Source organism: Flocculibacter collagenilyticus, assembly GCF_016469335.1.
In the GTDB taxonomy this organism is placed as follows: Bacteria; Pseudomonadota; Gammaproteobacteria; order Enterobacterales; family Alteromonadaceae; genus Flocculibacter; species Flocculibacter collagenilyticus.
This window is the reverse complement of sequence record NZ_CP059888.1, coordinates 861,909-883,829: the sequence shown is the minus strand read 5'-3', so window position 1 is coordinate 883,829 and position 21,921 is coordinate 861,909. Positions and strand designations below refer to the sequence as shown.

Below are 21,921 nucleotides of genomic sequence, written 5' to 3'. Positions count from 1 at the left end.
ACCCTTTTCCATCACAAGAAACAAGTAGATACCAAAAAAAATGAAAAGAAAGATTCACAATTGAAGTCCGCTAGCTAATTCGCTAATCTTTAGTTATTAATATATAAAAAGAATATAAAATGATTAAGATCTTTGCGTTACTACCATTAATTATGAGTTTTCTATGGTGGCTTTATTTACGTCATAATGGCTGGACGATTAAACAAGGCATCAAGGGGTTCATCTATATTTTCGCCTTTAATGCGTTAATTATCGGGTTCTTTACTGTAATGCTATTCATTACCAATTAGCGACAATCACCTCCACCATATACTGTCCTTGCCTACAAACAAAAACGGCTCCTTAACTTTCGCTAAGGAGCCGTTTAAATGCTTTATCTACGAGAGATTAAGCTTTTTCAACTACATTTACCAAGTTCCAAGATTTTTTCTTAGAAATTGGACGACATTCAACGATTGATACTAAATCGCCTTCTGCCGCAGTGTTGTTTTCATCATGTACGTGTAGCTTAGTTGTACGCTTCATGAATTTTCCATAGATTGGATGTTTCACATAACGCTCAATCGCAACAACAATAGATTTGTCCATTTTGTCGCTAACAACACGTGCTTGAAGTGTACGTTGTGTATCGCTCATTACGCACCTGCCTTCTGATTAATAACAGTTTTAACGCGCGCAATGTTGCGGCGTACTTCTCTAAGCGTATGTGTTTGAGCTAGCTGACCAGTGCTTGCTTGCATGCGCAGGTTAAACTGTTCACGTAGCAACTCAAGAAGTTCAGCGTTAAGCTCTTCAACGCTTTTGTCTTTTAATTCGCTAGCTTTCATCACATCACCGTTCTAGTTACAAATCGAGTTTTAAATGGTAGTTTAGCAGCTGCTAAAGAAAATGCTTCGCGAGCTAACTCTTCAGAAACACCTTCCATTTCGTATAAAACACGACCAGGTTTGATTTGAGCAACCCAGTATTCAACGCCACCTTTACCTTTACCCATACGAACCTCAAGAGGTTTCTTGGTAATAGGCTTATCTGGGAATACACGAATCCAGATTTTACCTTGACGTTTTACATGACGAGTCATAGCTCGACGAGCTGCTTCAATTTGACGCGCAGTCATACGACCACGATCCGTTGCTTGCAAGCCGAAAGTACCAAAGCTAACTTTGTTACCTGTTTGTGCTAAGCCACGGTTTCCGCCTTTAAACATTTTGCGGAATTTAGTACGTTTTGGTTGTAACATCGTAACTTACCCCTGCTTAGCGCCTTTTTTACCTTTCTTTGGAGCTTTAGTTTGCTTAGGCTCTGCATTAGCAAGTGGAAGACCACCTAATACTTCACCTTTGAATATCCAAACTTTAACACCAATGATACCGTAAGTAGTTAAGGCTTCTGAAGTTGCATAATCGATATCTGCACGAAGAGTGTGTAGTGGTACACGACCTTCACGATACCATTCAGAGCGTGCAATTTCTGCACCGCCTAAACGACCGCTAACTTCAACTTTGATACCTTTAGCACCAAGACGCATAGCATTTTGAACCGAACGCTTCATAGCACGACGGAACATAACACGACGTTCAAGTTGGCTAGCGATGCCATCAGCAACTAATTGTGCATCTAACTCAGGCTTACGAACTTCAGAAATATTAATCTGAGCAGGAACACCTGTAAGTTTAGATACGTGCTGACGTAGCTTCTCTACATCTTCACCTTTTTTACCGATAACAACACCAGGACGAGCTGTGTGAATTGTTACACGAATTGATTTAGCTGGGCGCTCAATAACGATCTTAGATACTGATGCACTTTTTAACTTAGAAGTTAAAAATTGACGTACCTTGTGATCACCATGTAAGTGCTCAGGAAATTCTTTTGTACTCGCATACCAGGTTGAAACCCAAGGTTTCGTGATACCTAGGCGAATACCAGTAGGATGAACTTTCTGTCCCATTACTTATATCTCCTAGTTATCCGATACGACCACAGTAATGTGGCTAGTACGTTTAAGAATGCGATCTGCACGACCTTTGGCACGTGGTTTGATACGCTTCATAGTTGGACCTTCGTCAACGAATACTTTTGATACTTTAAGCTCGTCAATATCAGCACCTTCGTTATGCTCTGCGTTTGCAATTGCAGACTCAAGTACTTTCTTAACAAGCTCAGCCGCGCCTTTTGGGCTGTAAGCTAAAAGTTCTAACGCTTTTTCAACTGTTAAACCACGGATTTGATCCGCAACTAAACGAGCCTTTTGAGCAGAACCTTTGGCAAATTTGTGTTTAGCTAATGCTTCCATAATTCACCCCTTACCTTTTAGCTTTTTTATCAGCCGCGTGACCGCGGTAAGTACGAGTAGGTGCGAATTCACCTAATTTATGGCCAATCATTTCGTCAGTTACGAAAACTGGAACATGCTGACGACCATTATGGACAGCGATGGTCAATCCGATCATATCAGGAATGATCATTGAACGACGGGACCAAGTCTTAATAGGCTTTTTGTCACCGCTTTCCAACGCTTTCTCTACCTTCTTCAGCAAGTGGAGGTCAATAAAAGGACCTTTCTTGAGAGAACGTGGCATGGTTATACCTCACTCATTTACTTATTACGACGACGAACAATAAATTTGTCCGTGCTCTTATTCTTACGTGTCTTGAAGCCCTTAGTAGGAACACCCCAAGGCGTAACAGGATGACGACCACCAGAAGTACGTCCTTCACCACCACCGTGCGGGTGATCAACCGGGTTCATAGCAACACCACGAACTGTTGGACGAATACCGCGCCAGCGATTTGCACCTGCTTTACCAAGTGAACGAAGCATATGCTCAGCATTGCCAACTTCACCGATAGTTGCACGACAGTCAGACAATACTTTACGCATTTCGCCAGAGCGAAGACGTAATGTTACATATTGACCTTCACGTGCAAGAATTTGTACGTAAGCACCTGCAGAACGTGCAATTTGAGCACCTTTACCTGGTTTAAGTTCAACGTTGTGAACCATAGAACCTACAGGAATATTACGCATTGGTAATGCATTACCTGCTTTGATTGGTGCATCGCTACCAGACTGAATGCTGTCACCAGCTTTCATGCCTTTAGGAGCGATGATGTAACGACGCTCACCGTCTGCGTAAAGCACTAGTGCAATGTTTGCACTACGGTTTGGATCGTATTCAAGACGCTCAACCTTTGCAGGGATACCATCTTTATTACGTTTGAAGTCAATTAGACGGTAGTGCTGTTTATGACCACCACCTACGTGACGTACTGTAATACGACCATTGTTGTTACGACCACCAGACTTAGAGTTTTTCTCTAATAAAGGAGCGTATGGAGCACCTTTATGCAAGTCATTGTTCACTACTTTAACAACGTGACGACGACCAGCAGACGTAGGTTTACATTTAACTAAAGCCATTTTCTAAACCCTCCTTACTCTGCGCCGCCAACAAGATCTAACTCAGCGCCTTCTTTAAGAGTTACGTATGCTTTTTTCCAGTCTTTACGACGGCCAAAACGCATACCTGTACGCTTAGTTTTACCTTTAACGTTAACAGTGCGAACACCTTCAACTTCTACTTCGAAAAGCTTTTCGATAGCACCTTTAATCTCTTCTTTAGTCGCATCAGTTGCTACTTTAAATACAACAGTGTTGTTATTTTCAGCGCAGTTTGTTGCTTTTTCAGAGATATGTGGAGCTAAAACAACTTTTAGTAAACGTTCTTCGCGGATCATGCTAGCTGCTCCTCAAGTTGTTTAACTGCATCAGCAGTCATTAATACTTTATCGAAGCCGATTAGACTTACTGGATCAATACCAGCTACGTCGCGAACGTCTACTTTGTATAAGTTACGAGCAGACAAGAACAAGTTCTCATCAACTTCAGCAGTCACGATTAACACATCTTTAAGCTCAAGTTCTTTAAGCTTAGCAACTAGTTCTTTCGTTTTAGGTCCTTCAACTGCAAACTTTTCAACAACGATTAAACGCTCTTGACGAACTAATTCAGAGATAATGCTTTTAATCGCACCACGATACATTTTTTTGTTAACTTTTTGGCTGTGATCTTGCGGCTTAGCTGCAAAAGTCACACCACCGCTGCGCCAAATTGGGCTACGGATTGTACCAGCACGTGCACGGCCAGTACCTTTTTGACGCCATGGTTTTTTACCACCACCGCTAACTTCAGAACGAGTCTTCTGAGCACGAGAACCCTGACGAGCTCCAGCTGCAAAAGCTGTAACTACCTGGTGTACAAGCGCTTCATTAAACTCTTGACCAAAGGTAGCTTCTGAAACTTCAAGAGCGCCTGAAGCGTCTTTTAATGCTAATTCCATCACTTATCCCCCGGACTTATGCTTTAACCGCAGGTTTAACGATAACGTCGCCACCGATTGCGCCTGGTACTGCACCTTTAATAAGAAGCAGATTGCGCTCAGCGTCAACACGTACAAGCTCAAGGTTTTGAGTCGTTACACGCTCGTTACCCATTTGGCCTGCCATTTTTTTGCCTTTGAAAACTTTACCTGGTGATTGGTTTTGACCAATTGAACCAGGAGCACGGTGAGAAAGAGAGTTACCGTGAGTAGCATCTTGCATGCTAAAGTTCCAACGCTTAACGCCGCCTTGGAAGCCTTTACCTTTAGATGTACCTACAACGTCTACTTTCTTAGTTTCAGCAAAAACTTCAACAGTAATTTCACTACCTACTGCTAATTCTTCACCTTCACCGTTAGCTAAACGGAATTCCCAAAGACCGCGACCAGCTTCAACACCAGCTTTAGCATAATGCCCAGCTGTTGCTTTGTTTACGCGGTTTGCTTTTTTAGTGCCTGCAGTTACTTGAACAGCACGATAACCGTCAGTTTCTTCTGAACGAACTTGAGCAACGCGGTTCGGAGTTGCTTCAACTACGGTTACTGGAATTGAAACGCCATCTTCAGTGAAGATACGAGTCATTCCTACTTTACGACCGACTAGACCTATAGTCATTATAAAAACCTCTATAATCTCTCGGTTAACCTAGGCTGATTTGAACATCAACACCAGCCGCAAGATCCAAACGCATTAGTGCGTCAACAGTTTTTTCTGTTGGCTCAACAATGTCGATTAGACGCTTGTGGGTACGGATTTCATACTGATCACGCGCGTCTTTGTTAACGTGCGGAGAAATAAGAACGGTGAAGCGTTCTTTACGTGTAGGTAGTGGAATTGGACCACGAACCTGAGCACCAGTACGCTTAGCAGTTTCAACAATCTCCTGCGTCGACTGGTCGATCAAACGATGATCGAAAGCTTTTAAACGAATACGAATGCGTTGACTAGACATTCTCAACCTCAAATATAAAGAGCATTTTAGAAAGAGCATAAAAAACCACCTCTCGACCACATTTTCTATTTTTAGAAATTGAGTGAGGGTGTTTTCTTATATCGATGAACTCCAAATCGGAGTTCCTGTACTAAATTGCTTTAACATTATTAAAGCTGGTTAACATAAAGAGCATTTTATCTTGTTAACCTCGAACCTGTTTAATCTAACAATCTAGACTAAGCAGGTCGGCGTATTATAGGTAAGTTGATTAATATTGCAACTACTTTTTTAAATTAACTATATATTACTATCTAAGCAAGAAAGTACCGCTACAGGGATAGCAATAAATCTGTTAATCATCAACTTTTACCGGACCATGAATGTCTTTGATCTTTAAACTGCCGCTGCCCGATTCAGTGATTGTCAACGAGCCTGCGTCATTAACGGATATGCCGCCCGAACCATCATCAATAGTTACTGCACCACTCACTCCTTTGATATAAATATTGCCCGAATTATCTTTAATATTTAAATTGCCACGAACATCAAAAATATCACTATCACCTGAGCCATCTTCTATTTGAGTGTTACCTAAGATGTTTTTCAACGTCAGGTTACCTGAATCATCATCAATATTTACACTGCCAACAATATCTTTTGCATCAATATGACCTGAGCCATCTTTTAACAGCAAACTACCATTAAGTTTAAACAACGTAATATTACCCGAACCATCATTTATAGAACTGTTACCAGTGATATGCTCCATAGCAATGCTACCTGAGCCATCATTAATAGTGCTGTTACCAGTGATATCTTCCATAGTAATACTGCCTGAGCCATCATCAATACTGATATTGCCTACAACTTTATGAAGAGCTATATCTCCCGAGCCATCATCTATCACTAAATTATCATGAATATTCTTAATGGTAATATGGCCAGAGCCATCGTTTACTTTTAGCGCGATATCTGCAGGAACAAACACCGTTAAGTCAATATAAGGCGCTTTACCGCTAAAAAACCTAAGTCCTCGATCAAATTTACTGGTTAACTTAGCTTTTTTACTGCCCTTGGCCTCCAACGTTAATTCAAAATCACTCGTTAACTCGGCGTAATTACCGACCGTTGCCTCAACACGTATCTGTTTAGTATTAGTATCACCGATAATATTAAGTACACCCGAGCCCGCTTCTATTTCTAGCTCTTTAAATGACTGTGCATCAATACTTAACGTTTGTTGTGACTCAGTCCATTCACCATAGTCGGCAGCATTGATTTGAACGACACATCCTGAAACTAATAAAATGGATAAGAGTGTGATTATTGCTTTCATTTTTTGTCCTTATTGCAGCAAGTATGCTATTTATTCAGCGCACAGCGTCATTGCGATATAACGCTAAAATTGATTGAGATATGATAACACTGATAGCGTTCTGCTTAATTTTCAAAATGTTAAATTTTATTTCGTTAATAACCAACAAACAATTAGGCGCTAGAAAAGCAAAAAAGCCACTAACTAATAGTGGCTTTTTTATAATAACGTCTGTTTAAAACGTGACGTTTACTTAAATGGGTTAACAAGTACCATAGTTTCAACACGATCAGGGCCAGTTGAAACAATATCAATTGGCGTTTCCGTTAACTCTTCTAAGCGCTTAATATAGTTCTTAGCCGCTTGTGGTAATGCATCAAAAGACGTTACACCAAATGTGTTATCAGTCCAGCCAGGCATTTCTTCATATACTGGGGTCACTTCATCATAGCCTTCAGCAGCCATTGGCGGTACATCAACGACTGTACCATCTGCTAACTTGTACCCAGTACAAATTTTCAGTGTGTCTAAGCCATCTAATACATCAAGCTTGGTAAGACAAAAGCCAGAAATACTGTTGATTTGAATTGCACGTTTCATTGCAACCGCATCAAACCAGCCAGTACGACGTTTGCGACCCGTCGTAGCACCAAATTCATGTCCTTTTACACCAAGGTGCTGACCAACTTCACAATCTAGCTCTGTTGGAAATGGGCCAGAGCCAACACGTGTTGTGTATGCTTTCACAATACCTAAAATATAGTCTAAATGACGTGGTCCAAAACCTGCCCCTGTAGCAACACCACCTGCAGTGGTATTTGAAGACGTTACATACGGGTAAGTGCCATGGTCGATATCAAGTAGTGTACCTTGCGCACCTTCAAATAAAATGGACTCACCATTCTTACGCGCTTTGTCTAGCACGTCAGTAACATCTACTACCATTGACTTCAATAAATCGGCAATTGCTAAAGCGTCATCCAGCGTCTTTTGATAATCAACCGCTTCAACTTTATAGTAATCAGTCAGCATAAAGTTGTGATAGTCGAGTACTTCTTTGAGTTTCTCGGCAAACAATGTTGGATTAAATAGATCACCCACACGTAAACCACGGCGTGCAACCTTATCTTCATACGCAGGACCAATTCCGCGTCCCGTTGTACCAATCGCTTTTGCACCGCGCGCTTCTTCGCGAGCCACGTCTAGTGCAATATGAAATGGAAGGATTAATGGACACGCTTCGCTAATAAATAAACGTTCTTGTACTGGAACACCGCGCTCTTTAAGCATCGTCATTTCAGTCATTAGCGCATCAGGAGATAATACAACCCCGTTACCAATAATGCATTTTACATTGTCACGTAAAATACCAGATGGGATTAAATGTAGAACTGTCTTCTCACCGTTAATTACTAAGGTGTGGCCAGCGTTGTGACCTCCTTGATAACGAACAACATAAGAAGCCTTATCTGTTAAAAGATCAACAACTTTACCTTTACCTTCGTCACCCCATTGGGTGCCTAGTACAACGACGTTTTTACCCATTGTTTCGCCACTATTATCACAAGCAATTATGCTTAGAAAAAATTAGGCGTGGATTCTAACAAATTTCGAGCTAAATGTTCACCCGTTTATTGCATATTTTTACAGCGGTTCAATAAAATGAATAGGTATGAAGCGTTAAGAAATAAATACCCAAAACAGGTAGAGGGAAATGACAAGCGTCAAGTGATTGGGAGGTAAGTAATAAGGCCTCGACTGAGGCCTTATTAGGTTAAACGCTTGCTTATTTACCGCCTTTGCTATCTTTCATAAAACGGAAAAAGTCGCTATCTGGTTGTACAATAAGTACATCCGATTTGCTGTCAAAACTTTTCTTATATGAATCTAGACTGCGAATAAACGCATAAAAGTCAGGATTTTTTGAGTAAGTTTCAGCATATATTTTAGCTGCATTTGCATCACCTTCACCACGAAGGGTTAATGCTTTACGCTCAGCATCAGCCAACATCACAGTTACACGAGCATCAACATCAGCACGAATAATTTCTGCTTTTTCTTGACCTTGAGAACGGTGCTCTTTTGCTACAGCGGTACGCTCTGCACGCATACGCTGGAAGATAGAGTTACTGACTTCAAGTGGTAAATTTATCTGCTTTACGCGCACATCAACAATGCTAATACCTATGTCATCAGAACTTTTAGCTGCTTCCATTGCTTGGCTCATTAGTTCATCGCGCTCACCAGAAACAATCTCTTGTATTGTTCTGTTACCAAACTCTGTTCTTAATCCATTATTAACTTTTTGTTTAAGTAGAGACTCGGCTTGCGCTTTATTTCCGCCAGTTGATAAGTAATAAGTGGCAAAATCCGAAATGCGCCATTTAACATACGAGTCAACCATTAAGTCTTTTTTCTCACCTGTTACGAAACGGTCTGGAGCATCGTCCAATGTTTGAATACGTGCATCTAGCTTTTTAACTTGCTCAATAAATGGCAATTTAAAATGAATACCTGGCTCGTACACCACTGTATTGTCGTTACTATCACGCTTCACTTTACCGAATTGAATAACAATTCCGCGCTGCCCTTCTTGAACAACAAATAAAGATGAGATACCAAGAATGATTAAAGCAATAACTGCTGCAATTGAAAAATTCTTCATGGCTTAGTTTCTCCCACTACGTGTTCTATCTGAACGTACACCTACCTTCGTCTGGTTAGACGATGATTGGGTATTATTCGTTGTGACTGTATCTCTTATTGACTGTACGTCGGCTTTTTTAGGGTTTGATGATGCTCTATTTTGATTTTGCATAATCTTGTCTAACGGAAGGTACATCATGTTACCCCCACCTTCCACATCTACAATAACTTTAGATGTCGCACTGAACACAGCTTCCATCGCGTCGAGATATAGGCGTTGGCGCGTTACTTGCGGAGCTGCCTCATACTCTGGTAGCAACTTTTCAAACTTAGCCACTTCACCTTGTGCTTCGAGTAATACACGCTGCTTATAAGCTTGCGCTTCTTGATTCATACGATTCACACGACCACGAGCAGCAGGTTCAATTTCTCTCGCATAGGCTTCAGCTTCACGAATAAAACGTTCTTCATCTTCTTGCGCAGAAATTGCATCATCAAATGCCGCTTTTACTTCTTCTGGAGGACGGGCATCTTTAAAGTTAACATCAGAAATCGTAATACCTAAATTATAAGGCTCAATGATTTTTTCAATTTCCTGCCACGTTTTTTGTCTCACATCTTCACGGCCTGAAGTTAAAATGGCATCCATCTTTGAATGTCCGACAACATAACGAAGTGCGCTATCCATTGCTTCACGCAAACTTTCATCAGCATTAGTCACGCTAAATTTATAGTTACGCGGGTCTACCACACGGTACTGCACTTCAAATTCAACACGTACCACGTTTTCGTCTTCCGTTAGCATAAAGCCAGACGCTGGTAGTGTACGAATGGTTTGTACGTCAACGTTAAATACTTCATCAATAAATGGAGGGTTCCATCTTAAGCCCGGCTCCTTAATTTCGTAAAATTGGCCGAACCTTAACACAAGTCCTTTCTCAGCTTCTTTGATTGAGTAGAAGCCGCTAATAAACCATACCAATAAAGCGATAACGATAATTAGCGTTAAGCCAATAGACGTTGCAGGGCTAGAACCAGACTGACCGCCCTTACCACCGCCGCCAAATAAACCGCCAAATTTATCACTTAGCTCTTTAAAAAATTGATCTAAATCCGGTGGCCCCTGATCACGTCCGCCTTTTTGTTTCCACGGATCATTATCTTTGCCATTATTCCCCGGCTCATTCCAAGCCATGCTTCTCTCCGTCTATCTAGTTTTTATTAATTTCAAGTTTCGCGTAATTTAACACTATCTTCGACTAAACAATATAGTTTTCAAGTCTTCCTTCACTACGTTTAGCCAATTTATTCCAATCATCATACGAAAGTCTTACATGTAAAGACCAACTTCCATCATCAAAATAGTCTTCTTCTGAAATACAATTTAAACGATATAAGGCACTTCTGATTTTGCCTTCCGTCGCGGGTAGCTTTAAATGGTGTGACACCATTTTTTTACTTAATAGTTCGCTAACTGCTTCTCTGACAAGCTCTACACCTTCACCTGTTTGAGCTGACAGCCATACCCGAACAGGTAATCCATCGTCATTTCTGTCAATTCGTGGTGATACGTCGTCAAATAAGTCTATTTTGTTGTATATTAATAATTGCGGTACTTCGTTAGCGTCAATTTCTTCTAACACTAGTTGTACTTGCTCAATATTATCTTTCCGCCTGTCATCTGCCGCATCAATAACGTGTAGCTGCAAATCTGCTTCACGTGTTTCAGTTAACGTGGCTTTAAAGGCTGCGACTAAATCGTGCGGCAAATGCCGAATAAATCCTACTGTGTCCGCTAAAATTGCAGTTCCTATATCGTTTAACTGAATTTTTCGCAGTGTTGGATCGAGCGTAGCAAATAGCTGATCAGCAGCGTAAATACCCGCATTAGTGATAGCATTAAATAACGTAGATTTACCTGCGTTGGTATAACCGACTAATGACACTGTTGGGATTTCTGCACGATTTCTAGCACGACGGCCTTGGTCGCGTTGCTTAGACACTTTTTCTAGCCGCCTTAAAATACTCTTAATGCGCCCACGAATCAGTCTTCGGTCAGTTTCTAATTGCGTTTCACCGGGTCCACGCAAGCCTATGCCCCCTTTTTGTCGCTCAAGGTGTGTCCAGCCTCGAACTAAGCGGGTAGAAATATGTTTTAATTGCGCTAATTCAACTTGTAATTTTCCTTCATGCGTACGTGCACGTTGAGCAAAGATATCTAGGATTAACCCTGTCCTATCAAGCACACGACACTGGCATAATTTTTCAAGATTCCGCTCTTGAGTTGGGCTCAAGGAGTGATTGAAAATTACAATATCAGCATTTATATCTTGAACGGTTTGTGCGATTTCTTCTGCTTTGCCAGAACCGACAAAGTATTTTGGGTGAGGGGCTGCACGACTACCAGTAATCACAGCTAAAGCGTTTACGCCTGCCGAATCAACTAACATTTTTAGTTCTTCGACGTCTTCTCGCTCTCCCTCCTCAGGAAATTCTAAATGAACTAGAACCGCCTGCTCACCGGCTTTATAACGGTCAAACAAGCACTACTCTCCTATTAGGAATTTTTTGCGCGGCAACAAAATCGGCCGCGCAATATAATACATTACTACTTATTGGCCGTTACCTTCACCATCCATAGGTGAGTTATAACCATTCGATGGCGCTTGGGTCGGTATGGCTCGTGAAGGCACTACTGTAGAAATGGCATGTTTGTACACCATTTGACTTACTGTATTCTTCAATAAGATGACAAATTGATCGAAAGACTCAACTTGACCCTGCAATTTGATACCGTTAACCAAATAAATTGAAACAGGAATACGCTCACGGCGCAACGCATTCAAAAAAGGATCTTGTAATGATTGGCCCTTTGCCATATCGATCTTTCCTTATAGTAGTCATTATTTTTATTCAACTGCTTGTATGTAGAGCAGTTATTTTTTGTGTCACCTTAACAGCTTAGCGAAGAATATACACGTTGCAAGTTTTGTTTATCACCAGTATGTAACCAAGTGAGATCTTGCCAACTTCGCAGCCAGGTTAATTGACGCTTTGCTAGTTGTCGAGTGGCAACAACTCCTCTGAACACCATTTCCTCATGGTCATAATGCCCAGACAAGTAATCCCACATTTGTCGATAGCCAACACAACGAATAGAAGGTAAATCTTTATGTAAATCCCCTCTATTGTATAAGGCTCTGACCTCGTGTTCAAAGCCTAATTCAATCATTTGTGAAAATCTTTGTTCAATTCTTTTATGTAAAACATCACGTTGCGTCGGCGCAATTGCAAACTGAACACTTGGGTACGGTAAAGCGTCCCCCTTTGTTTCAGTAAGCTCTGTCATTGTTTTGCCTGTAATACGATATACTTCTAGCGCGCGGTTGATTCGTTGAGGATCATTTTCATGTATGCGGTTGGCCGCAACCGGGTCTATCTCCGCTAGCTGTTTGTGTAGGCCACTCCATCCTATCCGGCTGGCTTCATCTTCTAACTGTGCCCTTACTGATTCATCGGCTTCGGGTAATGGCGATATACCTTCCAATAAAGCCTTAAAGTACATCATGGTACCGCCCGCTAATATAACGAGCTTATTCCGCTGTTTTATTGCTTTAATTAATGCAAGCGCATCGTTTCTAAAATCTGCAGCGCTGTAACTTTCAATCGGATCAATAATATCGATTAGATGATGGGGAATACCTTGCTGCTCTTTCGCATCAGGTTTTGCTGTGCCAATGTCCATGCCTCGATAAACCAAAGCAGAATCGACACTAATAATTTCTGCTGGCACAATCTTAGCGAGCTCTATCGCTAAACTTGTTTTCCCCGATGCTGTCGGCCCCATAATAAATACAACTGGTAAGTCCTTAATTACGCTGGGATCTATCGCACTAAAATCCATGTCTTTGGACACGTTTTCTTGTGAATTAGATACCTTGGACTGTTCAGGGTTAGATTGCGACATACCACTCATCAATAAATACAAATTTATTAGCTAGACTCTAACCTTTGGGTTAGGTGAAGACGCTAATGTGCCAATTCTGTTAAACGTTTAATCCACTCTTGTGGGTCAATACGCAACGCGTTTGTTTTCAATATGGTGGCAATATTTGTGACTTCAAGGCGCGCTTGTAATAAACCTTGCCCGGTAGACTCAGAAATGTGGTGTTGCGCTTTATTTAATAACCATTTTTGAACTGAATCGTGTGAAAGTTCAGCGCTAATCTCTGTACTTAAGTACGTATTATCAGTTAGAAATTGTGACACCAGTGTAGCTATATCACTTTCTCTTACAAGCATAGGCACGGCACGAACAATCAAATGCCGCTCATGCTTATCGATAGTAAAGCCATTCTGATTTAGCGCTGTTATTGCCGCCCCAACGGTGTCGCGTTGCTCCAGCGATAAGCTGACTCTCACTGGCAGCAATAAAGGTACCGACTTAACCTGTGCGACATGCTCATTCTCGTTATTTGATGTAGCTACCTGAGTTGCTTCAAATTCAGAGCCACTGCCAGCCTGACTTAAGCATTCAGCGCGTAATTTTGCAGTATCCAGCCACCAAAACATATTTTCGTATTCAATTAATGCATATTGCCCTTGATAAAAAGACAACCATCGCCAGCCCTGCTGGTCTTTTTGACATGGTTTTTCAGCGCTCGGTGACATTAACTCGGTATAGTTAGCCAAGCTTGTCGTATCTAGCGGTTTAGTAACTTCGCCCTGTGGTTTATACACGCTAGAATTTGCACTGGAAGCGTTTGCGCCTAATGTTGAAGGCGCATAAGCAGAAGCATGCTGCCCACTTGGTAACACGTTATCTGCATTAGCATACTTATCTGGTGAAAATAGCGTCCCGACGTTAGATGCGTGCGAATAACTTGAAGTATGTTCAGCCACTTTATGTTGTGGCTCATCTAAATGTGAATGCCCGTAATGTGGTTGCATATTTTCATTAACATCAGAAGCAACACTTTGCGGCATATCTTTTTCGTGATTATCTGATAACAACGAATTAGATTGGTGTAACACTTTATAAATGGCTTGAAAAATAAAGTCGTGTACCAAACGAGCTTGATGGAAACGTACCTCATGTTTAGCTGGGTGAACATTTACATCAACTTGGCTTGGGCTAATTTCAAAAAAGAGTACAAATTGCGGCTGCTGATCATGGTGAAGTGTGGATTCGTAGGCTTGACGAATAGCATGATTAATCAGCTTATCACGCATCATTCTGCCATTCACATAGCTGTATTGATTATCGTTTTGTTTAGTACAGCCGCTTGGCTGGCATACCCATCCCCATAAGCGCATACCATCATGCTCAACGTCTAACTTAATTGCATTGCTGACAAAGGCATTGTTACATACCTGAGCTAGCCGCTTATCCTGCGCCTGAGCTGTTTCCGCACGACGATATTGACGAACCAGCTTATTGTTATGGGTTAAGTTAATTTGTACGTCAAATCGGCTCAGCGCAATTCGTCTAATTAACTCGTCAATGTGGGCAAATTCGGTTTTTTCTGTGCGTAAAAATTTTCGGCGTGCGGGAGTATTAAAAAAAAGATCGACAACTTCAATAGTTGTACCGTCTGGATGTGCCGCAGGTTGAATCACAACTTGCATATCTCTGCCTTCTGCGTAAGCCTGCCAAGCTTCACTTTGTTCAGCAGGTTTAGACGTTAGCGTTAGCCGTGCAACAGAACTAATACTGGCTAATGCTTCACCACGAAAACCTAAACTCAAAATATTTTCTAAATCATCAACATGAGCTACTTTGCTGGTTGCATGACGACTTAAAGCCAGTGTTAGTTCATCATGCGCAATGCCTGCACCGTTATCTCGAATGCGCATTAACTTATGACCGCCTTTTTCAACGGTAATATCAATACGTGTGGCACCTGCGTCTAAGCTATTTTCCACTAGCTCTTTAATAACGGATGCTGGACGCTCTACCACCTCACCCGCGGCAATTTGGTTTGCCAAACGGGCAGGTAAAATTTGAATTGGCATAAATAAAATTCAGTATTAGTTAAGGCTTAGCATTAAGATTGTGGAATACGTAATACTTGGCCTATACGCACCGTATTCGTATTTAAGTTATTGTACTTTTTAAGATCGCTTACCGTTGTATTATAGCGTTGTGCCAGTAATGAAAGGGATTCACCACTACTTACTTTGTGCTGTTGCACACGATGAGCAGCATAGTAAGTACCTTCAGGCGGATTATTTCGGTAATGTTTACGTAACGCCACAAATAATGCTTGCGCTAGTTTATTTTGATAAGAAGCAGTGAGCAGCAGTTTTTCTTCTTTTGGGTTAGAGATAAACCCTGTTTCCACTAAGATAGAGGGAATGTCTGGTGATTTTAGCACTCCAAAATTGGCCGACTCAGGCTTTTTCTTATGTAATTTAACCACTTTACGAAATTCGCCAATCACTGATTGTGCGACTTCAAAACCAGTACTGATAGAGTGATCCATCGACATATCTAACAGTGTTCGCGCTAAGTATTTTTCATTCTGCGTGTCGGTTATTACTTTGCCTGCTCCGCCTAATAGTTCAGAGTGTTTTTCTTTTTTCTCTAGCCACTTACCTATTTCTGAGTTAGCACGTTGTAGTGATAACCCCCACACAGAGGCGCCTCTGGGATATGGCGTTACAAATGCATCAGCATGAATGGAAATCAAAAAATCGGCTTTCTTCTGGCGGGCAATCTCACTGCGTCGCCCTATATCAACATAATAATCAGCACTACGCGTTAAAATGGCCTTCATGCCTTTTTCTTGATTGATCAATGTCGCTAGGCGTTTCGCGATGCCAAGCGTAATGTGTTTTTCGTATTTACCTGTAGGGCCAATAGAACCAGGGTCTTCACCACCGTGACCTGCATCAATGGCAATAACAATATCTCTATTTTTGGCAACGGCTTGCTTATGCACCACACTGCGGGCGTTAGCGTCAATTAAATCGACTACTAATCGGTCGCTATAAGGTGCAGTGGGTGCTAGCGGAAAAATAACGGTGTTCAATGGCTTGGTAAGATCTAGCACTATACGCACAGAATCTTTGTATTTTGGCTTACTTTGTCTAACCCGTTTAACTAACGGGTTGTCATCATCAATCTTTAATGTTGATAAATTAAAGTCGTTGGCGGTTTTCTTAAAATCAATAACTAAGCGCTGAGGGTTACGCAAGGTAAAATAGCTGTATTCCGCAGATTCTGATAAATCAAACACAATACGGGTGTTGTCTGGGCTCGGCCATACTCTTACACCATTTATTTTATTTATTGCAAAGCTAAAACAACTACACAACAAAGCAAATATACATAATGTATATACGAATACGTTTGTTAAATTTTTAGTATTAATTATCATCGCGCTCAGCTAACTTGTTACAACTGAAGTAAGATATTTTCACCTACTTCTGACAGGGCCGTGAGATTGATTTTACGGCCTTGTTCTAGATATTCAATATTAATCTTAATATCGGCTTGGGGTAGAATTCCTGCACCTTTGTCAGGCCACTCCACTAAACACAGGGTTTTATCATTAAAATAGTCTCTAATACCCATAAACTCTAGTTCTTCTGGGTCCCCCAATCGATATAAATCAAAGTGATATATATTCCAATCTTCAAGCTCGTACGGCTCAACCAGCGTGTAAGTAGGACTTTTTACATTTCCTTGATGACCCATAGCTTGAACAATTCCACGGCTGAGCGTGGTTTTTCCCGCTCCTAAATCACCACTTAAATATACACATAGCGGTACATTGGCTTGCATGACACTTGCCGCAAATTTTCTGCCAAAGGCGGTGGTTTGACTATCGTCTGCTAGGGTTTCAGTAATCGATTTCACTTTTTAACTTCTTATTTCTGTAACTTAGTTTTAGGTTTTTCTAACAAAGATGGGCGCTGCATGCTAATTCACCACTTTGTATAACTGCTTAATTATATCGCTTGCTAATAACCCTCGTATACCGCGGGCGCTTGCTAAGTCGTCGGCAATTTTACCGTGCGCCCAAACAGCATAGCGAAGTGCTGCAACGTGTGGCATCCCCTGTCCAATCAAGCCAGCGATTATACCAGATAATGTATCACCCATCCCACCACTTGCCATGGCAGGATTTCCAGTGGTGTTAATTGTTGTAGTTTTGCCATCAAATATCAAGCTGCCAGCACCTTTAAGCAACGTATTGGCACCATAGAGGTGATGCAGTTCTTTTACGACGCTAAAACGGTTGGCCCGCACGTCTTCAATGTTGATATTTAATAAGCGGGCAGCTTCACCCTCATGTGGAGTAATCACTTTTCTGATAGCGTTAATTTTCTGATGCATGGTTTGCAATGAACCTTGCTCTTGTGCCAGAAAGTACAAGCCATCTGCATCAATAATTATCGGCTTATTCAATATGCGAACTACTTGCCACAATGAACCCGCCCACTCATCCCTTCCCAATCCTGGGCCAAAAACAACCACACTTGCTCGGTCAATTAATGGTTGTAATTGAGTAACGGTTTCAATGCCCAGCACCATCAATTCAGGTTGGGCGGAAGCGACCGTGGTCACGTTGCTTGGATGTGTTGCTACACTAACCAGGCCAGCACCCGATCTTAGAGCAGCCGTTGCCGACAACTGAATGGCCCCCGCCATTCCCACGTTACCACCAATGCATAATATATGACCACATTGCGTTTTATGCGCATACTGAGTGCGTTTAGGTAACTGTAAAAACGCTTGCTGAGCATCAACTAACTCAACACTAGACACTATTTGCTGCTGAAATACTGCATCAATACCTAAACCATCATAATGAAGCTTACCGCAGCATTCTTTGGCTACTCCTGTTAAAAGCCCTTGCTTATAGCTAACAAAACTGATTGTGTGAGTGGCATTCACACATTCAAATGAAGTGTAGCCTGTATCTGCATTTAACCCCGAGGGCAAATCAACGCTGACAACAGGTGCCTTAGCCTTATTGATAGCATTAATGACCGTTGCAAATGCCTCTCTAGGCTTACCAACTACGCCAGTACCTAAAAGAGCATCAATGATGACTATTGAGACGCCAGCATGAGTTGAATTGTCTGCACTTGATTCAGTAAACGTGCTGGCATCCTGTAATAATTCACTTAACCTAGAGGTTAGCAAATTGACCTCTTCTGCAGACTGGTCATCATAAATATCGTATTGAATTGCCTTAGCCAGCTGACGCTGCTGATTTTGTTTTTTATATTGTTCATTCCATTTTTGCCATGCCTGTTTTGCATCACCTGTAAGGCGTTCCGTGCTACCTAACTGGATAACCGTGACTGCTCTGCCTTGCTCAATGGCTAATCTCGCGGCGACAAAACCATCACCGCCATTATTGCCTTTTCCAACAAATACGATTAACCGTGCTTTAGGGTAATACGTTTGTATAAGGTTAAATACGGCCTGCCCCGCTCGCTCCATTAAGGTGTACATGCTGACATTTAATTGCTTCGCAATTTGCGCCTCGTTCTCTCTTACTTGTTGGGCGGTATACACCTTTTGTGGTAAATTATCGTTGTTTTTATTCATTCATAGGTCTTTTGTGAGTACGCAAATTCAATCTGCAGATAAAAGTATTTCAGCTAACATTAACTATCAACAACTTGCCGAAAATATCAAGTTATGGGGTCAGGAATTAGGTTTTCAGCAAATAGGCATTAGCGATGTTGATTTAGCTGAACATGAAGCAGGTTTAACAGAGTGGTTGAATAACAATTACCACGGCGAAATGGATTACATGGCTAATCATGGCCTTAAACGCGCGCGCCCAAATGAATTAGTACCAGGCACATTACGTGTTATCAGTGCTCGAATGGATTACTTACCTCCAAATGCCCAGTTTGCGAAAACGCTTTCTCAACCAAACATTGGCTATATTAGCCGCTATGCAAATGGCCGCGACTACCATAAGCTTATTCGTAATCGACTCAAGAAACTGGCACAAAAAATTCAACAAGAAGTTGCTGATTTAGGTTTTCGTCCTTTTGTTGACTCTGCTCCCGTTTTAGAACGTCAACTCGCCGAAAAAGCTGGATTAGGCTGGACAGGAAAACACTCGCTATTGTTAAACAAGCAAGCTGGTTCATGGTTTTTTTTAGGTGAGATTTTTATTGATATTCCTTTACCAGTTGATCAGCCCGTTGAAGAAGGATGCGGAAAATGCGTGGCATGCATGACTATTTGCCCTACGCAAGCCATTGTAGAACCTTACGTGGTTGATGCTCGGCGATGCATTTCTTATTTAACCATTGAGCTTAAAGGCGCTATCCCAGAGGAGTATCGCCCTTTGCTTGGAAATCGCATCTATGGCTGTGATGATTGCCAGTTAGTCTGTCCGTGGAATCGATACGCCCAATTAACCAAAGAATCTGACTTTCATCAACGCCCAGCACTGTTTAACCAATCCTTGTTATCTTTATTTGCGTGGGATGAAGAAACCTTCTTAAAAAACACTGAAGGTTCTGCTATTCGCCGCATTGGTTTTGAGCGATGGCAACGAAATATTGCCGTGGCGCTGGGCAATGCACCTTTTGATCAGAGCATACTTGATGCGTTAACTAATCAATTATTAACCGCTTCTGATCTGGTTAAAGAGCACATTGAATGGGCTATTAATCAACAACAAGCAAGCAAAGTTGAAAGCCGCAAACAACAACGGCTTATTAAGATTGTAGAAAAAGGATTACCGCGAGACGCATAAAGCACGTTGTTATGCTGTGCTCTGTAATTTTTATGAGCTATTTCAATATACTGTCTTGCAACAACCCTTTGTAAACTGCTTTTCGGGCATCAGCTAACTCTTGGATTTGAATGCGTTGGCCACTGTTCATATCATGCCATGCAATAATTTCTTCTAAATGCCTAAAACAACCTAAACACACATCGTTTTGATCTAAGCAACAGTTTCTCACGCAGGGATTAGTGGTATTTAATCCTTCACTGTGTGTCGCCATTATTCTTATCTCACTTAAAACAGAGCGTCTATGAACACGCTCTGGGTTTTAATATATGAAAGCCTTTTGTAAATTTGTCGGACTCAGTTATGTTTCTTGGCTATTTATGATTAAGATAAAATCGAGCCTGTAACCGTTTCCACCGTAAACCGCTCGCCGGTTAAGTGTTGCGGCCATTTAGTAGCTTGCCACTCACCTTTTTTTAATAATTCAGTGATAAAGTCTTGTTCATGCTTAAAATGCGACCAAACGCAAGGCAAAAAAACAGCCCGCTTTTTACCGTCATCTAACACTAGCCCATCAATGCCAACTTGCAACTGAGTTAATAATGTCTGTTGATTGATTGCAACGACTTGCTTTAAGTCTGACAGCACCGACACAGTAAAGTGCGTATTTGCTAATTCATCAGCTTCCAGCGCGTCAAAGCGTGGATCAGAACGAGTGCTATGCATGCAAAACCGAATAATATTCTGCCATAAGGGTTCGTATGCGTCGGTCTCACCTATGCAGCCACGCAACTGGTTATTACAAAACATGCTAACAAATACCGCTCGATGAGCTAATAGTTGATTATTTAAACACTTTTTATCAACCGCATCGAACAAATCATCAATGGAGTACGCATCTAGCACAAGCTTAACCGTGCTATAAATAACCAGATGTTTAATGATGTATTTGGATTGTGCTGTCAGCGGCACAGCATTAATTAACGCGGCGTCTTCAACAGTATTATTATCGTACAATAAAGCTGGCATAGCCCACCACATCGTGTTTACTTCCATTCATATCACCAGAATTTTTTGCTATTAAAAGCTCTGGCTGCCATCTGGCATATTTACAGAGTAGTAAGAAGCCATTTAATGCGTGCGCACCACACGCCTGCTCGGGTTGAATATTGGTTTGTAACGTTGCTATTTTGGTAATAGTTTCATCATCCGCCGATTTGGCTTGAGCATAATCATTAAAGTGACTTAAATCAGTACTCACAACAAATAGCGTTTCCTTGTTAAGTGGTAATAATTCACACATTTCAAATACATCTTCAGCAGTAGCCTTGCCAACTAATAGAGGAACAATGAAGAAATCTGTTAAACACATTTGAAGAAAAGGCAATTGCACTTCTAAACTGTGCTCCATAACGTGTGCGAAGTCATTAACTTCTACATCTTCACGCTGGCATAAATTAGACCGAATCCCCTGATTGATAGGGATATTACCAAGTGGTGTTGAAAATGCGTCATGGGAGGGCAACGCAAAACCAACCAATGGGTAACGATGTGCAGGTCCCATCAGTATCACATTCTTAATATGGTTACCCGTTAATTGTAGATGACGATATGCTGCTGCGGCTATTTGCCCAGAATAGGCATAACCCGCATGCGGAACTATTAGCGCTTTGGGAGTGAGTTTATTCCCTTCTGCTGAAAGCAGCAGCTTTGCGAGTAGAGCGGCTAACTCATCGGTCTGTTCGGGATAAAACATTCCAGCAACAGCCGCAGGTCTTAATTTCATCATAACGTGTTCATTTACGATAAAACTATAGATAAAAATTCATGAGCAAATAGCACTTAGAAAACATTCATATTCATCACATCAAAATCAACAGAGGCCGCATATTTACTAACAATACGCAAGCAAAACGCTTTGTGTG

At 41.4% G+C, this 21,921-nt stretch carries 27 protein-coding genes; 2 read left to right on the top strand and 25 right to left on the bottom strand.

The window, feature by feature from the left end; all coding sequences use genetic code 11:
* The first annotated feature begins 119 nt into the window (after window positions 1–119).
* A complete protein-coding gene (locus HUU81_RS03855) occupies window positions 120–290 on the top strand; it encodes a hypothetical protein (protein ID WP_199610954.1) in 171 nt (56 codons plus the stop codon).
* Window positions 291–387: 97 nt separating this feature from the next.
* Here HUU81_RS03855 and rpsQ read toward each other — a convergent pair whose 3' ends face one another.
* From rpsQ to HUU81_RS03745, 22 genes are all read right to left on the bottom strand, one after another.
* The gene (gene rpsQ, locus HUU81_RS03850; RefSeq protein WP_199610953.1) at window positions 388–636 is read right to left on the bottom strand and encodes a 30S ribosomal protein S17; all 249 of its coding nucleotides are present in this window, start codon (window positions 634–636) and stop codon (window positions 388–390) included.
* A complete protein-coding gene (rpmC, locus tag HUU81_RS03845) occupies window positions 636–827 on the bottom strand; it encodes a 50S ribosomal protein L29 (protein ID WP_199610952.1) in 192 nt (63 codons plus the stop codon). Before rpmC ends, rpsQ begins: the two co-directional genes overlap by 1 nt.
* Entirely contained in the window at window positions 827–1,240 is a 414-nt protein-coding gene (gene rplP / locus HUU81_RS03840; RefSeq protein ID WP_199610951.1) for a 50S ribosomal protein L16, read from the bottom strand. Before rplP ends, rpmC begins: the two co-directional genes overlap by 1 nt.
* Window positions 1,241–1,246: 6 nt before the next feature.
* The gene (gene rpsC / locus HUU81_RS03835) at window positions 1,247–1,951 is read right to left on the bottom strand and encodes a 30S ribosomal protein S3 (protein ID WP_199610950.1); all 705 of its coding nucleotides are present in this window, start codon (window positions 1,949–1,951) and stop codon (window positions 1,247–1,249) included.
* A 12-nt stretch (window positions 1,952–1,963) separates the two neighbouring features.
* Complete coding sequence (gene rplV / locus HUU81_RS03830) at window positions 1,964–2,296, bottom strand: 50S ribosomal protein L22 (RefSeq protein WP_199610949.1); 333 nt, start codon at window positions 2,294–2,296, stop codon at window positions 1,964–1,966.
* Between the two features lie 10 nt (window positions 2,297–2,306).
* A complete protein-coding gene (rpsS, locus tag HUU81_RS03825; protein WP_199610948.1) occupies window positions 2,307–2,582 on the bottom strand; it encodes a 30S ribosomal protein S19 in 276 nt (91 codons plus the stop codon).
* A 17-nt stretch (window positions 2,583–2,599) separates the two neighbouring features.
* The gene (gene rplB / locus HUU81_RS03820; RefSeq protein ID WP_199610947.1) at window positions 2,600–3,424 is read right to left on the bottom strand and encodes a 50S ribosomal protein L2; all 825 of its coding nucleotides are present in this window, start codon (window positions 3,422–3,424) and stop codon (window positions 2,600–2,602) included.
* Between the two features lie 14 nt (window positions 3,425–3,438).
* Window positions 3,439–3,741 carry a 50S ribosomal protein L23 gene (rplW, locus tag HUU81_RS03815; protein WP_199610946.1) on the bottom strand — a complete coding sequence of 101 codons (303 nt, stop codon included), beginning with the start codon at window positions 3,739–3,741 and terminating at the stop codon, window positions 3,439–3,441.
* A complete protein-coding gene (gene rplD, locus HUU81_RS03810; protein WP_199610945.1) occupies window positions 3,738–4,343 on the bottom strand; it encodes a 50S ribosomal protein L4 in 606 nt (201 codons plus the stop codon). The genes rplW and rplD overlap by 4 nt, the downstream gene beginning before the upstream one ends.
* 16 nt (window positions 4,344–4,359) lie before the next feature.
* A complete protein-coding gene (rplC, locus tag HUU81_RS03805; RefSeq protein WP_199610944.1) occupies window positions 4,360–4,998 on the bottom strand; it encodes a 50S ribosomal protein L3 in 639 nt (212 codons plus the stop codon).
* 25 nt (window positions 4,999–5,023) lie between these two features.
* A complete protein-coding gene (gene rpsJ / locus HUU81_RS03800; protein ID WP_199610943.1) occupies window positions 5,024–5,335 on the bottom strand; it encodes a 30S ribosomal protein S10 in 312 nt (103 codons plus the stop codon).
* A gap of 334 nt (window positions 5,336–5,669) precedes the next feature.
* Complete coding sequence (locus HUU81_RS03795) at window positions 5,670–6,653, bottom strand: DUF4097 family beta strand repeat-containing protein (RefSeq protein ID WP_199610942.1); 984 nt, start codon at window positions 6,651–6,653, stop codon at window positions 5,670–5,672.
* A gap of 228 nt (window positions 6,654–6,881) precedes the next feature.
* A complete protein-coding gene (locus HUU81_RS03790) occupies window positions 6,882–8,177 on the bottom strand; it encodes an adenylosuccinate synthase (protein ID WP_199610941.1) in 1,296 nt (431 codons plus the stop codon).
* Between the two features lie 241 nt (window positions 8,178–8,418).
* Window positions 8,419–9,297: a protease modulator HflC gene (gene hflC / locus HUU81_RS03785; RefSeq protein ID WP_199610940.1), complete on the bottom strand. Its 879-nt coding sequence runs from the start codon at window positions 9,295–9,297 to the stop codon at window positions 8,419–8,421.
* Between the two features lie 3 nt (window positions 9,298–9,300).
* Complete coding sequence (gene hflK / locus HUU81_RS03780) at window positions 9,301–10,473, bottom strand: FtsH protease activity modulator HflK (protein WP_199610939.1); 1,173 nt, start codon at window positions 10,471–10,473, stop codon at window positions 9,301–9,303.
* A 64-nt stretch (window positions 10,474–10,537) separates the two neighbouring features.
* Complete coding sequence (gene hflX, locus HUU81_RS03775; RefSeq protein WP_199610938.1) at window positions 10,538–11,821, bottom strand: ribosome rescue GTPase HflX; 1,284 nt, start codon at window positions 11,819–11,821, stop codon at window positions 10,538–10,540.
* 69 nt (window positions 11,822–11,890) lie between these two features.
* Window positions 11,891–12,157 carry an RNA chaperone Hfq gene (hfq, locus tag HUU81_RS03770; protein WP_199610937.1) on the bottom strand — a complete coding sequence of 89 codons (267 nt, stop codon included), beginning with the start codon at window positions 12,155–12,157 and terminating at the stop codon, window positions 11,891–11,893.
* Between the two features lie 74 nt (window positions 12,158–12,231).
* Complete coding sequence (gene miaA, locus HUU81_RS03765; RefSeq protein WP_199611952.1) at window positions 12,232–13,152, bottom strand: tRNA (adenosine(37)-N6)-dimethylallyltransferase MiaA; 921 nt, start codon at window positions 13,150–13,152, stop codon at window positions 12,232–12,234.
* Window positions 13,153–13,307: 155 nt separating this feature from the next.
* Window positions 13,308–15,293, bottom strand: a complete 1,986-nt coding sequence (gene mutL / locus HUU81_RS03760) for a DNA mismatch repair endonuclease MutL (RefSeq protein WP_199610936.1) — start codon at window positions 15,291–15,293, stop codon at window positions 13,308–13,310.
* A gap of 32 nt (window positions 15,294–15,325) precedes the next feature.
* Complete coding sequence (locus HUU81_RS03755) at window positions 15,326–16,660, bottom strand: N-acetylmuramoyl-L-alanine amidase (RefSeq protein WP_199610935.1); 1,335 nt, start codon at window positions 16,658–16,660, stop codon at window positions 15,326–15,328.
* Between the two features lie 17 nt (window positions 16,661–16,677).
* On the bottom strand, window positions 16,678–17,142 hold the full coding sequence (tsaE, locus tag HUU81_RS03750; protein ID WP_199610934.1) for a tRNA (adenosine(37)-N6)-threonylcarbamoyltransferase complex ATPase subunit type 1 TsaE: 465 nt from the start codon (window positions 17,140–17,142) through the stop codon (window positions 16,678–16,680).
* A 63-nt stretch (window positions 17,143–17,205) separates the two neighbouring features.
* On the bottom strand, window positions 17,206–18,846 hold the full coding sequence (locus tag HUU81_RS03745; protein ID WP_199610933.1) for an NAD(P)H-hydrate dehydratase: 1,641 nt from the start codon (window positions 18,844–18,846) through the stop codon (window positions 17,206–17,208).
* Window positions 18,847–18,859: 13 nt separating this feature from the next.
* Here HUU81_RS03745 and queG point away from each other — a divergent pair, with 13 nt between their 5' ends.
* Window positions 18,860–20,017, top strand: a complete 1,158-nt coding sequence (gene queG / locus HUU81_RS03740) for a tRNA epoxyqueuosine(34) reductase QueG (RefSeq protein WP_233520566.1) — start codon at window positions 18,860–18,862, stop codon at window positions 20,015–20,017.
* A 37-nt stretch (window positions 20,018–20,054) separates the two neighbouring features.
* On the opposite strand, the gene HUU81_RS03735 is transcribed toward queG, so the two are convergent.
* From HUU81_RS03735 to amrB, 3 genes are all read right to left on the bottom strand, one after another.
* The gene (locus HUU81_RS03735) at window positions 20,055–20,270 is read right to left on the bottom strand and encodes a DUF1289 domain-containing protein (RefSeq protein WP_199610931.1); all 216 of its coding nucleotides are present in this window, start codon (window positions 20,268–20,270) and stop codon (window positions 20,055–20,057) included.
* 110 nt (window positions 20,271–20,380) lie between these two features.
* Entirely contained in the window at window positions 20,381–21,052 is a 672-nt protein-coding gene (gene amrA / locus HUU81_RS03730) for an AmmeMemoRadiSam system protein A (RefSeq protein WP_199610930.1), read from the bottom strand.
* The gene (gene amrB / locus HUU81_RS03725; protein WP_199610929.1) at window positions 21,003–21,785 is read right to left on the bottom strand and encodes an AmmeMemoRadiSam system protein B; all 783 of its coding nucleotides are present in this window, start codon (window positions 21,783–21,785) and stop codon (window positions 21,003–21,005) included. Before amrB ends, amrA begins: the two co-directional genes overlap by 50 nt.
* Between the last annotated feature and the right edge of the window lie 136 nt (window positions 21,786–21,921).

What these genes read in the sequence shown, in the direction of transcription:
- HUU81_RS03745 (WP_199610933.1), bottom strand. Translation starts at nt 18,846, where the DNA reads ATGAATAAAAACAACGATAATTTACCACAAAAGGTGTATACCGCCCAA.
- amrB (WP_199610929.1), bottom strand. Translation starts at nt 21,785, where the DNA reads ATGATGAAATTAAGACCTGCGGCTGTTGCTGGAATGTTTTATCCCGAA.
- HUU81_RS03855 (WP_199610954.1), top strand. Translation starts at nt 120, where the DNA reads ATGATTAAGATCTTTGCGTTACTACCATTAATTATGAGTTTTCTATGG.
- mutL (WP_199610936.1), bottom strand. Translation starts at nt 15,293, where the DNA reads ATGCCAATTCAAATTTTACCTGCCCGTTTGGCAAACCAAATTGCCGCG.
- hfq (WP_199610937.1), bottom strand. Translation starts at nt 12,157, where the DNA reads ATGGCAAAGGGCCAATCATTACAAGATCCTTTTTTGAATGCGTTGCGC.
- rpsS (WP_199610948.1), bottom strand. Translation starts at nt 2,582, where the DNA reads ATGCCACGTTCTCTCAAGAAAGGTCCTTTTATTGACCTCCACTTGCTG.
- rpsQ (WP_199610953.1), bottom strand. Translation starts at nt 636, where the DNA reads ATGAGCGATACACAACGTACACTTCAAGCACGTGTTGTTAGCGACAAA.
- HUU81_RS03795 (WP_199610942.1), bottom strand. Translation starts at nt 6,653, where the DNA reads ATGAAAGCAATAATCACACTCTTATCCATTTTATTAGTTTCAGGATGT.
- HUU81_RS03735 (WP_199610931.1), bottom strand. Translation starts at nt 20,270, where the DNA reads ATGGCGACACACAGTGAAGGATTAAATACCACTAATCCCTGCGTGAGA.
- rpmC (WP_199610952.1), bottom strand. Translation starts at nt 827, where the DNA reads ATGAAAGCTAGCGAATTAAAAGACAAAAGCGTTGAAGAGCTTAACGCT.
- rpsJ (WP_199610943.1), bottom strand. Translation starts at nt 5,335, where the DNA reads ATGTCTAGTCAACGCATTCGTATTCGTTTAAAAGCTTTCGATCATCGT.
- hflK (WP_199610939.1), bottom strand. Translation starts at nt 10,473, where the DNA reads ATGGCTTGGAATGAGCCGGGGAATAATGGCAAAGATAATGATCCGTGG.
- rplV (WP_199610949.1), bottom strand. Translation starts at nt 2,296, where the DNA reads ATGGAAGCATTAGCTAAACACAAATTTGCCAAAGGTTCTGCTCAAAAG.
- HUU81_RS03790 (WP_199610941.1), bottom strand. Translation starts at nt 8,177, where the DNA reads ATGGGTAAAAACGTCGTTGTACTAGGCACCCAATGGGGTGACGAAGGT.
- HUU81_RS03755 (WP_199610935.1), bottom strand. Translation starts at nt 16,660, where the DNA reads ATGATAATTAATACTAAAAATTTAACAAACGTATTCGTATATACATTA.
- rpsC (WP_199610950.1), bottom strand. Translation starts at nt 1,951, where the DNA reads ATGGGACAGAAAGTTCATCCTACTGGTATTCGCCTAGGTATCACGAAA.
- amrA (WP_199610930.1), bottom strand. Translation starts at nt 21,052, where the DNA reads ATGGAAGTAAACACGATGTGGTGGGCTATGCCAGCTTTATTGTACGAT.
- rplC (WP_199610944.1), bottom strand. Translation starts at nt 4,998, where the DNA reads ATGACTATAGGTCTAGTCGGTCGTAAAGTAGGAATGACTCGTATCTTC.
- rplD (WP_199610945.1), bottom strand. Translation starts at nt 4,343, where the DNA reads ATGGAATTAGCATTAAAAGACGCTTCAGGCGCTCTTGAAGTTTCAGAA.
- rplP (WP_199610951.1), bottom strand. Translation starts at nt 1,240, where the DNA reads ATGTTACAACCAAAACGTACTAAATTCCGCAAAATGTTTAAAGGCGGA.
- rplW (WP_199610946.1), bottom strand. Translation starts at nt 3,741, where the DNA reads ATGATCCGCGAAGAACGTTTACTAAAAGTTGTTTTAGCTCCACATATC.
- hflC (WP_199610940.1), bottom strand. Translation starts at nt 9,297, where the DNA reads ATGAAGAATTTTTCAATTGCAGCAGTTATTGCTTTAATCATTCTTGGT.
- rplB (WP_199610947.1), bottom strand. Translation starts at nt 3,424, where the DNA reads ATGGCTTTAGTTAAATGTAAACCTACGTCTGCTGGTCGTCGTCACGTT.